Genomic DNA, 15,610 nt, shown 5'->3' on the forward strand with positions numbered 1-15,610 from the left:
GTCGTGCTCGGGCTCAGGCAGCCGGGCACGGCGGTCCGCGCCGTCCTACGGAGTGCAACTGCAGGCGCGTACGGGCGGCCCGCACGCGGGTGGCGGGGCGCGGCCCGCGCGGGGCCCGCTCCCGGTCGACGGTGACCGCGGCGAAGGCGATCAGCAGCGGGCGGAACGCGAACGCGGCGACGGCGCGCAGCAGTTGGGCCAGCGCCTGCTCACCGCGGCGCAGCCAGCCGGCCGCGAGCAGCCCGACCGTGACGTGCGCTCCGAGCAGCAGCCAGGACGCCGCCGGGTCGCTGTGGGCGAGCAGGGCGGCGGCCTTGTCGGTCGTGCCGCCGGTCATCCGGGCCAGCGGCGTGCCGACGGTCCCGCCGCACAGCACGTCGAAGCCGAACGAGCGCAGGGGACCGGCGACCGGGCCGCCCGCCTCGCCGTAACAGACGTGCTGGCCGGTGGTGAAGACCGTGTCGGCGGCCAGCTCCAGCGGGACGAGCAGCGCCGCGATCCGGCCGAAGCCGCGCTCCCGGCCGGCCAGCGCGTACGCGATCACGAAGACGGCGACGGCGATCGCGGCGACCGTCGTCAGCGGCAGCGGGGCCCGGGACAGCAGGACGTGCGACGCGGCGGAGAGCGTCACGACGAGCGCCGTGAACAGCGCCGCGCGCACGGCTCTGAGCTGGGCCCCGGAAACGGCCCCGGATATGTCGTCCATCGCGGAGGAGTGTGCCATGGCTTCCTGTAGGCGATGCCTAAAGGGTGCCTGTGCGTTACAGGCCCGGAATCCGGCCGTTGCGGAACAGGTCCACGAAGATCTGGTGGTCCGCACGCGCGCGTGCCCCGTAGGTGTGCGCGAAGTCGACCAGCAGGCCCGCGAAGCCGTCCTCGTCGGCGGCGATCGCCGCGTCGATGGCGCGCTCCGTGGAGAACGGCACGAGGGACTGGCCCGACAGGTCGTCCGCCGCCGCGTGCATCGCCGCCGTGGCCCGGCCGAGGTCGGCGACGACCGCCGTGATCTCCTCCGGGTCGTCGATGTCGCCCCAGTCCAGGTCCACCGCGTACGGCGACACCTCGGCGACGAGCTGACCCGATCCGTCCAGCTCGGTCCAGCCGAGCCACGGGTCCGCGTGTGCCTGCAGGGCGCGCTGCGAGATGACCGTGCGGTGACCCTCGTGCTGGAAGTAGTCCCGGATCGCCGGGTCGGTGATGTGCCGCGAGACGGCCGGGGTCTGGCCCTGCTTCATGTAGATCACGACATCGTTCTCGAGGGCGTCGCTGTTGCCCTCCAGCAGGATGTTGTACGAGGGGAGTCCGGCGGAGCCGATACCGATGCCACGGCGACCGACCACGTCCTTCACGCGGTACGAGTCCGGGCGGGACAGCGACGACTCCGGCAGCGTCTCCAGGTAGCCGTCGAACGCGGCCAGCACCTTGTAGCGCGTCGCCGCGTCCAGCTCGATGGAGCCGCCGCCCTCGGCGAACCGGCGCTCGAAGTCGCGGATCTCCGTCATGGAGTCGAGCAGCCCGAAGCGGGTCAGCGAGCGGGCGACGCGCAGCGCGTCCAGGAGCGGGCCGTCGGCCGTGTCCAGCGTGAAGGGCGGCACCTCGTCGCTCTTGGCGCCCGTGGCGAGCGCGTGGATGCGCTCGCGGTAGGCCGTCGCGTACGTGCGCACCAGGTCGGTGATCTGGTCGTCGCCCAGCGCCTTGGAGTAGCCGATCAGCGCCACGGAGGCGGCGAACCGCTTGAGGTCCCAGGTGAACGGGCCGACGAACGCCTCGTCGAAATCGTTCACATTGAAGATCAGCCGACCGGTCGCGTCCATGTACGTGCCGAAGTTCTCCGCGTGCAGGTCCCCGTGGATCCACACCCGGCTGGTGCGGTCGTCCAGGTACGGGCCACCGTGCTGCTCGCGCTCCACGTCGCCGTAGAAGAGGCACGCCGTACCGCGGTAGAACGCGAACGCCGAGGCCGCCATCTTGCGGAACTTCACCCGGAACGCGGCGGGGTCGGCGGCGAGGAGCTCGCCGAACGCGGTGTCGAAGACGGCGAGGATTTCCTCGCCGCGCTGCTCAGCGGTGGGCTGCGGGACCGACATCGCCGGGTGCCTCCTGGTACAGGTGGTGCGTGGGCTCGTGTGACACGCAGGACGGGTGTTCTGCCCCGTCCAACGCCCGACCGTACTCCGGAGTGCCCGTCGCTTGTCACACGCCGGTCGTAGACTTCCAAGCTGTCCCCGCCCCCGTCGCCCAGCGTTTCGCCATTGGAGCACCAACCGTGTCAAAGCCGCCCTTCACGCACCTGCACGTCCACACCCAGTACTCGCTGCTGGACGGTGCCGCGCGGCTGAAGGACATGTTCAACGCGTGCAACGAGATGGGCATGACGCACATCGCGATGTCCGACCACGGCAACCTGCACGGGGCGTACGACTTCTTCCACTCCGCCGAGAAGGCGGGCGTCACACCGATCATCGGCATCGAGGCGTACGTCGCCCCGGAGTCGCGGCGCAACAAGCGGAAGATCCAGTGGGGCCAGCCGCACCAGAAGCGCGACGACGTGTCCGGCTCGGGTGGATACACCCACAAGACCATCTGGGCGGCGAACAGCACGGGCCTGCACAACCTCTTCAAGCTGTCCTCGGACGCGTACGCCGAGGGCTGGCTGCAGAAGTGGCCGCGCATGGACAAGGAGACGATCGCGCAGTGGAGCGAGGGTCTGATCGCCTCCACCGGCTGTCCCTCCGGTGAACTGCAGACGCGGCTGCGCCTGGGCCAGTTCGACGAGGCGCTGAAGGCGGCCTCCGAGTACCAGGACATCTTCGGCAAGGACCGGTACTTCCTGGAGCTGATGGACCACGGCATCGAGATCGAGCGCCGGGTCCGCGACGGGCTCCTGGAGATCGGCAAGAAGCTCGGCATCCCGCCGCTGGTGACGAACGACTCGCACTACACGTACGCGCACGAGTCCGTCGCGCACGACGCCCTGCTCTGCATCCAGACCGGCAAGAACCTCTCCGACCCGGACCGCTTCCGGTTCGACGGCACGGGCTACTACCTGAAGTCGACGGACGAGATGTACGCCATCGACTCCTCCGACGCCTGGCAGGAAGGCTGCCGCAACACGCTCCTGGTGGCCGAGCAGATCGACACCACCGGCATGTTCGAGAAGCGTGACCTCATGCCGAAGTTTGAGATCCCCGACGGCTTCACGGAGGTCACCTGGTTCCAGGAGGAGGTCCGGGTCGGCATGGACCGCCGCTACCCCGGCGGCGTCCCCGAGGACCGGCAGAAGCAGGCCGAATACGAGATGGACATCATCATCCAGATGGGGTTCCCGGGGTACTTCCTGGTCGTCGCCGACTTCATCATGTGGGCCAAGAACAACGGCATCGCGGTGGGCCCGGGCCGTGGTTCGGCGGCCGGTTCGATCGTCGCGTACGCCATGGGCATCACCGACCTCGACCCGATCACGCACGGCCTGATCTTCGAGCGATTCCTCAACCCCGAGCGCGTCTCCATGCCCGACGTCGACATCGACTTCGACGAGCGCAGGCGCGTCGAGGTGATCCGGTACGTGACCGAGAAGTACGGCGCCGACAAGGTCGCCATGATCGGCACCTACGGCAAGATCAAGGCCAAGAACGCGATCAAGGACTCCGCGCGCGTGCTCGGCTATCCGTACGCGATGGGCGACCGCCTCACCAAGGCGATGCCCGCCGATGTCCTCGGCAAGGGCATCGACCTCTCCGGCATCACCGACCCGCAGCACCCGCGCTACAGCGAGGCGGGCGAGATCCGGGGGATGTACGAGAACGAGCCGGACGTCAAGAAGGTCATCGACACCGCCAAGGGCGTCGAGGGCCTGGTCCGGCAGATGGGCGTGCACGCGGCCGGCGTGATCATGTCCAGCGAGCCGATCGTCGACCACGCCCCGCTCTGGACGCGGCACACGGACGGCGTGACCATCACGCAGTGGGACTACCCGCAGTGCGAGTCGCTCGGCCTGCTCAAGATGGACTTCCTGGGCCTGCGAAACCTGACCATCATGGACGACGCCGTCAAGATGGTGCGGGCGGGCAAGGGCATCGACCTGGAGATGCTCTCGCTCCCGCTCGACGACCCGAAGACCTTCGAACTGCTCTGCCGCGGTGACACGCTCGGCGTCTTCCAGTTCGACGGCGGCCCGATGCGCTCGCTGCTGCGCCAGATGCAGCCCGACAACTTCGAGGACATTTCCGCCGTCTCGGCCCTGTACCGGCCGGGCCCGATGGGCATGAACTCGCACACGAACTACGCCGAGCGCAAGAACGGCCGGCAGGAGATCACGCCGATCCACCCGGAGCTCGAAGAGCCCCTGAAGGAGACGCTCGGCCTGACCTACGGCCTCATCGTGTACCAGGAGCAGGTACAGAAGGCCGCGCAGATCATCGCCGGTTACTCGCTCGGCGAGGCCGACATCCTGCGCCGCGTGATGGGCAAGAAGAAGCCCGAGGAACTGGCGAAGAACTTCGTCCTGTTCCAGGAGGGCGCGAAGAAGAACGGGTTCTCCGACGCGGCGATCCAGGCCCTGTGGGACGTCCTGGTGCCGTTCGCCGGCTACGCGTTCAACAAGGCGCACTCCTCCGCGTACGGCCTGGTCACCTACTGGACCGCGTACCTGAAGGCCAACTACCCGGCCGAGTACATGGCCGCGCTGCTCACGTCCGTCAAGGACGACAAGGACAAGTCCGCGGTCTACCTCAACGAGTGCCGCCGCATGGGCATCAGGGTGCTCCCGCCGAACGTGAACGAGTCGGTCCACAACTTCGCCGCCCAGGGCGACGACGTGATCCTCTTCGGCCTGGAGGCGGTCCGCAACGTCGGTACGAACGTGGTGGATTCGATCATCCGCTCGCGCAAGGCGAAGGGGAAGTTCGACTCGTTCCCCGACTACCTCGACAAGGTCGAGGCCACCGCCTGCAACAAGCGCACCACCGAATCCCTCATCAAGGCGGGCGCGTTCGACACGATGGGGCACACCCGCAAGGGCCTCACCGCGCAGTACGAGCCGATGATCGACAACGTGGTCGCGGTGAAGCGCAAGGAAGCCGAGGGCCAGTTCGACCTCTTCGGCGGCATGGGCGAGGAGGACAGCAGCGAGCCGGGCTTCGGGCTCGACGTCGAGTTCTCCACCGACGAGTGGGAGAAGACGTATCTGCTCGCCCAGGAGCGGGAGATGCTCGGCCTGTACGTCTCCGACCACCCGCTGTTCGGCCTGGAGCACGTGCTCTCCGACAAGGCGGACGCGGGCATCGGCCAGCTGACCGGCGGCGACTTCTCCGACGGTGCCGTCGTCACCGTGGGCGGCATCATCTCGGGCCTGCAGCGCAAGATGACCAAGCAGGGCAACGCCTGGGCGATCGCGACCGTCGAGGATCTCGCCGGTTCCATCGAGTGCATGTTCTTCCCGGCGACGTACCAGCTGGTGTCGACCCAACTCGTCGAGGACGCCGTGGTGTTCGTGAAGGGACGCCTCGACAAGCGCGAGGACGTGCCGCGGCTGGTCGCCATGGAGATGCAGGTCCCCGACCTGTCGAACGCGGGCACCAACGCACCCGTGATCCTCACCATCCCGGCGCTCAAGGTCACCCCGCCGATGATCAGCCGGCTCGGCGAGATCCTCAGCAACCACCGGGGCGACAGCGAGGTGCGGATCAAGCTCCAGGGGCCGCGCAAGACCACGGTGCTGCGGCTCGACCGGCACCGCGTGAAGCCGGACCCGGCGCTCTACGGCGACCTCAAGGTGCTGCTCGGCCCGGCCTGTCTGGCGGGCTGAGCCGAAGCGTCACGTACGTGAGGGGCGCACCCCGGATCCTGGGGTGCGCCCCTCGCACGTGCCAACTGCCTTAAACGGAGCGTCAGTTGTGGCCGAAGCGGCGCTGGTGCTTACGGGCGACGTCCGACGGGTTGCCCATGATCTGCGACTCCACCGTCGGCTGGGCCTCCGGGACCGCCGACTTGGACTGCTCCGGAGCCTGCTCCGCGCCAGAAGCGCGGTTCTGCTCGCCGGCCTGCTTGCGGTTCTTGTTCTTGGCCATGTTGATCTTCCTCCTAAGGGAGATCTCTAGGGGCCAGGGTCGGCTTCAGATTCACATAGGGCGGCAAGGGGCGCATTTCGGGGAATTACCCTGTGTGACAAGGGGTGTCGGGGCGTATTCGCCCCGTCTTCACGCCATCCGCCACGCCGAAGATCGAGTTCGGGCCGTTAACCCCCGCGCGGTCGGGCAGACTCGAAGGAAACCCGAAGCGAACCCGCGGGCGCCGCCCCGTGAGCGCGTCCGGACTGTTGGAAGTCGGCGAAAGAGGGTGGATCGCGTGGACCGTTGCATCGTCCTGGTGGATGCCGGATATCTCCTGGGGGCCGCCGCGAGCCTCCTCGCGGGCGAGCCCTCCCGCTCCCGGATCCACGTCGACCACGTCGCCCTCATCCAGGGCCTGCGCGAACGCGCCGAGAGCGAGACCGAGCGCCAGCTGCTGCGCATCTACTGGTTCGACGGCGCCCCCGACCGCGTCCCGCAGCCCGAGCACCGCAGGCTGCGCGTCATGCCCCGGGTCACCGTCCGGCTCGGCGCCCTCACCCGCAGCGACGGGCGCTGGGCACAGAAGGGCGTCGACGCGGCGATGCACGCCGAGCTGACCGAACTGGCGCGCAACCGTGCCTGTTCGGACGTGGTCCTCGTGACCGGGGACGGCGACCTGCTGCCCGGCATGATGGCCGCCAAGGAGCACGGCGTCGCCGTCCACCTGTGGGCCGTACAGGCCGCCGACGGCGACTACAACCAGTCCGAGGACCTGGTCGCCGAGGCCGACGAGCGGCGCGTGCTCGACCGCGTCTGGATCACCAAGGCCGTACGCGCCAGGGAACCCGGCGGGATCTGCGCCCCCTCGCCCGTGCCCCGCCCCGAGATCGCCGCGATCCTCTCCGCGCCGCTGCCCGAATCGGCGCCCGCCGCCCGGCGCCCGGCCGGCGAAGGCGTGGACGCGCCGCCCGTGCAGCACGAGCCCGCCGCGCGGACCGAGGGCGACGCGGAGGACCGCACCGGCGCCGCCAAGGGCGTACCCACGCCGAAGGACCTGGCCGCGCTGCGCGGACCCGGCGCGGTGGCCGGGGCGGCCGCACAGCACCCCGCCAACGCGACGCTGCGCTGGTCCTCCGACAAAGGGTGGGTGGAGCGCCCCGGCGGCCCCGGAGGCGGCGGTGAGCCCCCGGAGGCGGCATCCCTGCCCACGCTCGCCCAGCTCACCACCGCCGAGCAGCGCTGGGCCGACCGGGAGGAGGACATCACCGCGGTCAGCGGCGACCCGTACGAGGTCGGCCAGGTGTTCGCGCGCCGGTGGATGGCGCGCCTCGGCGAGCAGGTGGAGCTGCAGAAGCTGTCGACCATGTATCCGCGGGTGCCGCACCGGATCGACGGAGAGCTGCTCCGGTACGCGGCGCGGTTCGGGCTGCTCGCCCACAAGGACGACCAGATCGACGAGCACGACCGGTACGCGATCAGGGCCGGGTTCTGGCGCGAGATCGATGTGCGGACCGCGGAGCACGCGCCCGCGGGGGGCTGACATTTCCGCACGCCAGGTGGGCTGCCCGCCTAATATGTCCGGCCCCGCGCGCAATGAGGCGGGCCGGACCCCGTACTCTCGTTCTTCGTGAGTACGCGCACCGATGACGCCGCCCCGGGCCATGAACGGGCCGCTGTCGTGTGCGCGGTGCGGGGTCTCAGCAAGACCTACCCCGCCGCGCGCGGGCGGCGCGGAGCACCCGGAACCCCACAAGTACGGGCCACCGACGACGTGCGGCTCGACATCCGGCGCGGCGAGATCTTCGGCCTCCTCGGCCCCAATGGAGCCGGCAAGTCCACCCTCGTACGCCAGCTCACCGGGCTGATGCGCCCCGACGCAGGAAGCGTGCACATCCTCGGGCACGACATCGTGCGCCACCCGGAACGGGCCGCGCGGATCCTCGCCTACCTCGGGCAGGAGTCGACCGCCCTCGACGAGCTGACCGTGTCGCTCGCCGCCGAGACCACCGGGCGGCTGCGCGGCCTCGCCCTCAAGGACGCCCGCGCCGAGCGGGACGACGTCCTGGAGGAGCTGGGGCTCACCCCGCTCGCCTCACGCCCGCTGAAGAAGCTCTCGGGCGGCCAGCGGCGCCTCGCGTGCTTCGCCTCCGCCCTGGTCGGCGAGCGGCCCCTGCTCGTGCTCGACGAGCCCACGACCGGCATGGACCCCGTCGCACGGCGTGCCGTGTGGGCGGCGGTGGACCGTCGGCGGGCGGAGCGCGGCACGACTGTCCTGCTGGTCACCCACAACGTCATCGAGGCCGAGACCGTCCTCGACCGCGTCGCCGTCCTCGACGGCGGGCGGGTGATCGCCTGCGACTCACCGGCCGGCCTCAAGGACCGCGTCGCCGGTGAGGTCCGGGTCGAGCTGCTGTGGCGCCAGGAGGCGCCGACACAGCTGCCCGAGGTCGCCAGGCTGCGCGAGCACGCGGTGGAGGCCGGACGGCGCTGGTCCCTCAGGCTCGCGCCCGACGAGGCCCGCGCCGCCGTCGCCGCCGTCACCGGCGGCCCGGCCTTCGACCACCTCGACGACTTCACGCTCGCCACCCCGAGCCTGGAAGACGTGTACTTGGCACTCGGCGGGAGCCGCAGCAGCGTGAAGGGCCTGGTGAAGGCATGAGTGTCGTATCCGCGGAGGCCGTGCGCCGACGTGCCGGGGAACACCGGACGCCGGTCACGGACGCCGAGGACGGGCTCGCGCCCCGGGCGAGATTCCTGCCGTCGCTCGCCGCCGTCTACCGCGCCCAGCTCTCCCGCGCCCGGGTGGCCCGGATCCCGCTGCTGTTCGTGGCGACCTTCCAGTCCATCGGGATCATGATCCTGATGCGCGGCGTGGTCGACCGGGGCGGCAGCGAGGCGCGGGCCGTCGTGGCGGGCTCCGCGGTGCTGGTCGTCGCGTTCGTCGCGCTCAACCTGCTCGCCCAGTACTTCGGACAGCTGCGCGCCGACGGCGGCCTCGACCACTACGCGACGCTGCCCGTACCGCCCGCCTCCGTGGTGCTCGGCGCCGCGGGCGCCTACGCCTCGTTCACCGTGCCCGGCACCGTGATCACCGGAGTCGTCGGCTGTGCCATGTTCGACCTGCCGCTGACGCACCTGTGGGTGCTCGTCGCCGTCATCCCGCTGGCCGGCGCTGCCCTGTCGGGGCTCGGCGCCGCGCTCGGGCTGCTCGCGCCACGGCCCGAACTGGCCACACTGCTCGGCCAGTTGGGGATGTCGGCGGCGCTGCTGCTCGGCGTGCTGCCCGCCGACCGGATGCCACAGATCGTGCAGTACGCGCGTGATCTGCTGCCCTCGACCTACGGCGTCGAGGCACTCGCGCGGACCTTCGGGGACCACCCCGACTGGGCCGTCGTCCTGCTCGACCTGGGCGTCTGCGCCGCTGTCGGCGTCGCCTCGCTGGCCGTGGCGACGTGGGCCTACCGCCGGGCAGCCGTCCGGTGACGCGCCCGCCGGGGACGCCTGGCACGATGGCAGTGTGACCGCACCGCTGACGCCGCCGCCCCATCAGCCCCCGCACAACAACGGGCACAGTGACCCGTGGCAGGCCCCCGATCCGATGACCGGGCATCTGCCTCCCGCGCCGCCCGCTCCTTCGGACGAGGGGCCCGGGCTGCGGACCGAGTTGCGCGAGGCCGCCGTCGTGACGGTGGGCGTCGCCGTCGTGGGGCTGCTCCTCGGAGCCCTGTGGCTGTGGCTCGCGCCGCGGATCCCGCTCGTGTCGGACAGTACGGCGGTCTACCTCAAGGACACCGAGGGCGAGCAGGCCATCGGTGTCGACGGAACGTTCACCCTGCTCGGGCTCGCGTTCGGTGTCGTCACCGCGGCCGTCGTCTTCCTGTGGCGCAAGCGCGGGGGCATCCCCCTCGTCGTGGGGCTCACGCTGGGCAGCCTGCTCGGCGGGGTGCTCGCCTGGCGGTTCGGGATCTGGCTCGGCCCCGCGCAGGACGTCGCCGCGCACGCCAAGGAGCTCGGCAAGGGGGTCGTCTTCGACGCGCCCCTGGAGCTCAAGGCCAAGGGGGCGCTGCTCGCGTGGCCGCTGGCCGCGATGGTGGTCCACCTCGCGCTGACCGGCCTGTTCGGGCCCCGGGACCCCGACCCGTACGCCGGTTACTACGATCACCCGCCGCGGAACGCGGAGAGTACGCCCGGGGCCTGAGCGCGGCCCGCCGGCTACAGCAGCCCCGCCTCGGTCAGCAGGCGGCGTACGTGACCGAACTCGGCCTCGCTCAGCGGGACCTGGGGGGCCGCGGTCGCCGGGCAGTCGATGACGCCCAGCAAATGGACGGCCGCCTTGAACGCGCCGAGCGCCGAGGACGAGCCGCCCATCCGGGCCGGGTCGCCGGCGTCGACGATCGCGAACAGCGCGGCGAGCCGGTCCTGTGCACGCCGGGCGGCGTCCCAGTCGCCGGCCCGGGCGGCTTCGTAGAGACGTACGTAACCGTGGGCGTCCACATTTCCGAGGCCCGGGACGACGCCGTCGACGCCGGCCAGCAGGGCGCCGTCCACCGTGAGTTCGGAACCGGTGAGCACCGAGAAGGCGGGCGCGGCCGCGCGCAGCGGGGGGAGCAGGCGGCGCAGGGAGCCCTCGTCGCCGCTGGAGTCCTTGAGCCCGGCGAGCGTGCCGTCGGCGGCCAGGGCGAGGACCGTGTCGCGGCTCAGCTTGCTGTGCACCGCGGACGGGATGTCGTACGCGAACACGGGCAGGTCCGCACCGGCGCGCAGTCGCCTGAAGTGGTCGGCGACCTCGGCCGGGTGCGTGCGCGTGTAGAACGGCGCGGTCGCCACGAGGGCGTCCGCGCCCGCCTTCACCGCGTCCTTCGCCCGGTCCAGGACCCGCGCGGTCGTCGTCTCGATGACGCCGGCGAGCACGGGGACGCGTCCGGCCGCCGCCTCGACCGCGGCCTCCAGGGCGGTGCGCCGCTGAAGGTCCGTGAGATAGGGCGCCTCGCCGCTGGAGCCCAGCAGGAACAGGCCGTGCACCCCGGCGCCGATGAGATGCCCGACCAGGCGGCGCACCGACGCGATGTCCACCTCGCCCTCCGGCGTGAGCGGCGTGACCAGGGGCGGGACGACACCGCGGAACGGGGCGGGGAAAGGGGCGCGGAGAGGCATGGCGGTGGTCTCCCGGTGCGAGGGGCAGGCGACAGCAGGCGGGCAGTCGGCGAGCGGCAACTCGGTGGGCAGGACGTGGGATGTCCTGGGTGGGGGTGACAGTGCGGCACCCGCCACAGCGGTGTCAAGGGTGCGGCGGCAGGACCGCCACATCAGGAACGTGGCGGCCACCGCGGCCTGTTGGGCCGTCGCCGGTCGTCAGGCGGGCCGGCGCCCGTGGTTGGACTTGCCCTTCTTGATCCGCCACTTGCGTTTGCGCGTCTTCTTCGACATGTCCTTGGTGCTTAGCCGAAGCGGCGCGGCGCGTCGAGGGGTCACGCACGCCCGACGGGAGCGAGTACGGCGTCGGTGAGTGCTGCCAAGTCGCCCGGGGCCAGCTCGACTTCGAGGCCGCGGCGCCCCGCGGAGACACAGATCGTCGGGTGCTGCCCGGCCGAGGAGTCGACGACCGTGGGCAGCTTCTTGCGCTGGCCCAGCGGCGAGATCCCGCCCCGCACGTATCCGGTGGTGCGCTCGGCGAGCGCCGGGTCGGCCATGGCGGCGCGCTTGCCGCCGACCGCGGCGGCCAGTGCCTTGAGGTCGAGCTGCCCCGCCACCGGGACGACCGCGACGGTCAGCTTGCCGTCGACATCCGCGACGAGCGTCTTGAAGACCCGGTCGGGGGAGACGCCCATCGCCTCGGCGGCCTCCTCGCCGTACGACGGGTGCGCGGGGTCGTGGTCGTAGGAGTGGACCGTGAAGTTCGTCCCCGCGGCGGTGAGCGCCACCGTCGCGGGGGTGCCTGCGGACTGCTGCTGCTTCTTGGCCTTCTTCGCCAACGTGCCGATCCCTACCGTCAGTTGAGGCTGGTCGCCTGTCTCGTCAGTTCCGTCGCGGGCAGCGAGGGGAGGTGCCGGATGATCGCCGTCTCGGCGCGCAGCAGCTTCAGTTCGTCGCGCAGCCGGGACGCCGCGTCCGGGGCCTGCAGCAGGCGCTGCTTGGTCGGCACGTCCAGCACCGCGGCCGCCGCCACCAGGTACGACACCACCGACGGCTCGTCGGGCAGCTCCGCGCCCGTCGTCAGGGACCGCTCGCGGGCACCGGCCAGCCGCTTCTGGTACGAGCGGAACGCCCGCAGCACGCCCTCCGCGAGGGCGCCGGCCTCGTCGCCGTCCTCCTCGGGCAGCTCTTCGACCTCGGCGGTCAGATAGGGGCCCGAGGCGTCCACCGAGTGCAGCTTCACCCGGCGGGTGCCGGTGGCCAGGACCTCGAAGCTGCCGTCGGCGCGCTCGCGGATCGTCGCCGCGTCCGCGATGCAGCCCATCGCGTGGAACGCCGTCGCGGGGTCGTCGCCGAAGCCGGCCGCGGGACCCGCGCCCGCCTCCTTGGTGGTGATGTCGTCCGGCATGCCGGACGACGCCGGCGCGACCTCGTGGCCGTCGCGGATCGCGACGACGACGAACTGGCGCGGTTCGTCGGAGACGGCCGGATCGGCGTCGGGGTCGGTCGGGTCGGCGGGGGAGGCCTTCAGCAGGTCGCGCATCAGGGCGCGGTAACGCTCCTCGAAGACGTTCAGCGGGAGAACGAGTCCCGGGAACAGCACCGAGTTGAGCGGGAAGAGCGGAAGCCGGACGGTGGTCACGACGCTCAAGCCTAATGGGCGCCGGAGCCGGGCGGCCCGCCGCGCAGCGGCAGCGTGGCCGCGACCTCCAGGCGCACCCCGTCCCGCAGCTCCAGGAACCGGCCGAGCGGATCGTCCGAGAGCCGGTCCCAGGGGAACGACGTCGCGTACGGGCCGAGCAGCCGCAGCTGTTCCAGGGCGTCCGGCCAGCGCTCCAGCTGGATCAGGACGCAGGCCAGCAGATTGCGCACCTCGGCGGGCCAGGGGTCGGCTCTCCCGTACGTACGGGAGAGCCCGATCGCGAGGTCGGCGGCCGCGTCGAGGCGGGCGCGCGGGACGCCCTGCGGGGCCCGTGTCGTCAGGTACGCGAGGGCCGCGCGGGCCGGCAGGGCCTGGAGGAGGGAGGCGGGCAGGGCGTCCTGTGCGGCACGCTCGGCGAAGTCGAAGCACTCCGTGTGCGAGCCGTACCAGGCGGCCGACAGGTACCGCAGCGCGGCGACATGGCAGCCGTAGTGGTGCGGTGAGCGGCGTACCGCCTGGACCCACACCTCCTCGAAGACGGTGTGCGGGGCGTTCGTGCCGCGGGCGTGGTCGAGGGCCACGCGCCAGGGGACCGGGTCGCGGGGGTCGGCCTCGGCGGCGGCCAGGACCAGCGGGGTGACGTCGCGGAGCAGCTCGGCGCGGGCCGGGGATTCGAAGGCCCGGTCCACCGCCAGCTGGGCCTTGACGAGGAGCAGGTCCGGGTCGTGCGGGGACGCGGCCTGCCAGGAGTCGAACCATTCGGTGCGGGAGGCGGCGAACGCGGCGAGGCGCAGCACGTAGCGGTCGCGGTTCTCCCATTCGGCCGCTTCGCGGGTGTGGGCGAGGACCTTGGCGGCGGGGCCGTACTCCCCGGCCCCGGCGGCGACCAGAGCGGGGGCGAGGCGCTCGTCCGGGGCGTCGAGCAGGACCTCGTCGTCCGGCGGCAGGCCCGCGGCCAGGGGCCCGGTGTGGCGGATCATGCGGGCGGTCCGTAGGAAGGCACGCAGGAACGGCACGGGGGCCTCCTCTGCGTGCGGGAACGGAAACGGAAAACGGTGGCTGCGCTGGGATGACGAGTAAGGAGGGCCGAAGGTTGCCTGGGAAGTGGTAAAGCTTTCGGCGGGCAGGCGTCGAAGCCTGCAGCAGGTGTGATTCAGGGCTTTCGGCGGGCCGCCGTCAGTTGCGGCGCAGCAGCCGTGTCGCGCCCGCCGCCACCGTCGTCGCCAGGATCCAGCCGAGGATCACCATGATCGCGGCCGCCCATTGCCAGCCGCCCCGCAGCTGCCAGCTGGCGGACTGGCCGAGGTCGATCACCGGCAGGAGGAGGTCGAGGGCGAACAGGGCCGAGTCCCAGTGCGGGCCCTGCCCCGGCTGGATCGGCGGATGCGAGGCGTACCGGAAGGCGAACGCGCCGACCGCCCAGAGCACCGCCATCCAGACCGCGGCCCGGCCCGGCCGGTACCCGTAGGCCACTGTCCAGTCCTGGAGGTAGCCCCACACCTTCGCCGCGGGCGGCAGCGTTTCGCGGCGGCGCCGCTGCTTGGCGAGGAGCACCTCGCGGGCGTCGGCGTCCTCGCCGCTGTTGCGCAGCACGGTGGCGAGCCGTTCGTACGGCTCCGGGTTGTACTCGGGTGTCGCCGCGGCGAGCCAGTCGATGCGCTGGGTGAGCGGGAACGGGCCGAACGGGATCAGGTTCTCGTACGTGAATCCGCCCATGCGCAGCTGGCCGGGCCCGGGCCAGCTCGCCGCCTTGTCGATCAGGTTGACGATCTTCGCGCCGGAGAGCACGACCCGCCCGCGCGCCGGCCTGTCTCCGAGGAAGCGCAGTTCAGGGGCTTGGATGCGGCGCAGCGAGATCTCCTGGTCGTTCTCCAGCGTGAAGCGCGCCGCGTCCAGGTCGACCGCGTCGCCGAACCGTCCGTCGTCGAGCCGGACGCCGCCGATGCAGGCGAAGCGCTGGACCCGGGTGCCGCGCGCGGGCGTGGCGCCGCCGGTCTGGAACGGATTGCCGAGGCCTGCCGGGGTCAGGTAGAGCGTGCGCTCGACCGTCATCTGCGGGGCGTTCAGGGCGTGCCGTCCCCGGGTGTTGCTCAGCCGGCTGCCGCGCAGCGAGAGCGAGACGCCGATCGTGGCACCGCGCAGACTGACCTCTCCGTGCGTCTCGACCATCTCGGCCTGAAGGTCCTGGCCGACCGACAGACCGTCCGCCATCAGCGATTTGCCGAGCCGGTCGCGGAACACGACGGCCTGGTTGAGCAGGAGGTCGGTGCCGATGTGCGCGTCGGTCAGGCGGACGCCGTTGTGGAACCGGCAGCGCGGCAGATGCAGATCGCCCTCGGTGTGCACCCGGGCGCCCTCCAGACGCGGCACCGAGCAGTCGACGAGCCGCACCGTCGTGAAGTGCGCCTCCGGCAGCAGCACCTCCTTCTCGAAACGGCACTGCTTCAGTTCGAGGTACGGGACGATCGTGCCGCCCGCGAGGTCGAGCACGTCCGTGATCTGCACACCGTGGAGCTTGAGCGACGACACCCGGCCGGAGAGGGCGGGCGGCCCGCTGAGCAGCAGCCAGGCCACGATCCGCGCCCGCACGCTGCGCTCGGGCCCCCAGGCGTGGCCGCCGTGCGGATCGTCCACCGTCGAGTTCCCACTGCGCAGGTCGAGGACGCTGCCGTTGCGAAACGCCAGCCACATGCCCACTTCCGCGGCGCTCAGGCCGTCCGGCACATCTCCGCTGCCGCTGCCGGTCGTCACGTCGACCACTACTGTTCTTCCTCCCCGTACAACC

Annotated in this window: 13 protein-coding genes; 5 read left to right on the forward strand and 8 right to left on the reverse strand. The window is 71.6% G+C overall.

Going from position 1 to position 15,610, the window contains the following annotated elements; translation table 11 throughout:
• Positions 1-13: 13 nt before the first annotated feature.
• Both AB0J02_RS14325 and AB0J02_RS14330 read right to left on the reverse strand, forming a co-directional pair.
• Entirely contained in the window at positions 14-724 is a 711-nt protein-coding gene (locus AB0J02_RS14325; RefSeq protein ID WP_363193947.1) for a hypothetical protein, read from the reverse strand.
• A gap of 37 nt (positions 725-761) precedes the next feature.
• A complete protein-coding gene (locus AB0J02_RS14330) occupies positions 762-2,087 on the reverse strand; it encodes a DUF2252 domain-containing protein (protein ID WP_363193948.1) in 1,326 nt (441 codons plus the stop codon).
• 179 nt (positions 2,088-2,266) lie between these two features.
• Here AB0J02_RS14330 and dnaE point away from each other — a divergent pair, with 179 nt between their 5' ends.
• Positions 2,267-5,806 (forward strand): DNA polymerase III subunit alpha, encoded by a 3,540-nt coding sequence (gene dnaE, locus AB0J02_RS14335; protein ID WP_363193949.1) that lies wholly within the window; start codon positions 2,267-2,269, stop codon positions 5,804-5,806.
• Positions 5,807-5,888: 82 nt separating this feature from the next.
• Here the strand turns inward: dnaE and AB0J02_RS14340 are convergent, their stop codons facing one another.
• Positions 5,889-6,068, reverse strand: a complete 180-nt coding sequence (locus AB0J02_RS14340; RefSeq protein ID WP_363193950.1) for a hypothetical protein — start codon at positions 6,066-6,068, stop codon at positions 5,889-5,891.
• 277 nt (positions 6,069-6,345) lie between these two features.
• Here AB0J02_RS14340 and AB0J02_RS14345 point away from each other — a divergent pair, with 277 nt between their 5' ends.
• From AB0J02_RS14345 to AB0J02_RS14360, 4 genes are all read left to right on the forward strand, one after another.
• A complete protein-coding gene (locus tag AB0J02_RS14345) occupies positions 6,346-7,590 on the forward strand; it encodes an NYN domain-containing protein (RefSeq protein ID WP_363193951.1) in 1,245 nt (414 codons plus the stop codon).
• A gap of 138 nt (positions 7,591-7,728) precedes the next feature.
• Positions 7,729-8,709 carry an ABC transporter ATP-binding protein gene (locus AB0J02_RS14350; RefSeq protein ID WP_363194241.1) on the forward strand — a complete coding sequence of 327 codons (981 nt, stop codon included), beginning with the start codon at positions 7,729-7,731 and terminating at the stop codon, positions 8,707-8,709.
• Complete coding sequence (locus AB0J02_RS14355; protein WP_363193952.1) at positions 8,706-9,533, forward strand: ABC transporter permease; 828 nt, start codon at positions 8,706-8,708, stop codon at positions 9,531-9,533. The genes AB0J02_RS14350 and AB0J02_RS14355 overlap by 4 nt, the downstream gene beginning before the upstream one ends.
• A 34-nt stretch (positions 9,534-9,567) precedes the next feature.
• Positions 9,568-10,248, forward strand: a complete 681-nt coding sequence (locus tag AB0J02_RS14360) for a DUF2567 domain-containing protein (protein WP_363193953.1) — start codon at positions 9,568-9,570, stop codon at positions 10,246-10,248.
• A 14-nt stretch (positions 10,249-10,262) separates the two neighbouring features.
• Here the strand turns inward: AB0J02_RS14360 and AB0J02_RS14365 are convergent, their stop codons facing one another.
• The 5 genes from AB0J02_RS14365 to AB0J02_RS14385 all read right to left on the reverse strand — a co-directional run bounded on the left by AB0J02_RS14365 (position 10,263) and on the right by AB0J02_RS14385 (position 15,576).
• Positions 10,263-11,204, reverse strand: a complete 942-nt coding sequence (locus AB0J02_RS14365; protein ID WP_363194242.1) for a dihydrodipicolinate synthase family protein — start codon at positions 11,202-11,204, stop codon at positions 10,263-10,265.
• Between the two features lie 314 nt (positions 11,205-11,518).
• Positions 11,519-12,022, reverse strand: a complete 504-nt coding sequence (ybaK, locus tag AB0J02_RS14370; RefSeq protein WP_363193954.1) for a Cys-tRNA(Pro) deacylase — start codon at positions 12,020-12,022, stop codon at positions 11,519-11,521.
• A 17-nt stretch (positions 12,023-12,039) separates the two neighbouring features.
• Complete coding sequence (locus AB0J02_RS14375) at positions 12,040-12,825, reverse strand: LON peptidase substrate-binding domain-containing protein (RefSeq protein ID WP_363193955.1); 786 nt, start codon at positions 12,823-12,825, stop codon at positions 12,040-12,042.
• An 11-nt stretch (positions 12,826-12,836) separates the two neighbouring features.
• Positions 12,837-13,841, reverse strand: coding sequence for a hypothetical protein (locus tag AB0J02_RS14380; protein ID WP_363193956.1), 1,005 nt, complete (start codon positions 13,839-13,841; stop codon positions 12,837-12,839).
• A 160-nt stretch (positions 13,842-14,001) separates the two neighbouring features.
• Positions 14,002-15,576 carry an oxidoreductase gene (locus AB0J02_RS14385; protein WP_363194243.1) on the reverse strand — a complete coding sequence of 525 codons (1,575 nt, stop codon included), beginning with the start codon at positions 15,574-15,576 and terminating at the stop codon, positions 14,002-14,004.
• Positions 15,577-15,610 lie beyond the last annotated feature (34 nt).

The organism is Streptomyces sp. NPDC050264 (genome assembly GCF_040655895.1).
In the GTDB taxonomy this organism is placed as follows: domain Bacteria; phylum Actinomycetota; class Actinomycetes; order Streptomycetales; family Streptomycetaceae; genus Streptomyces.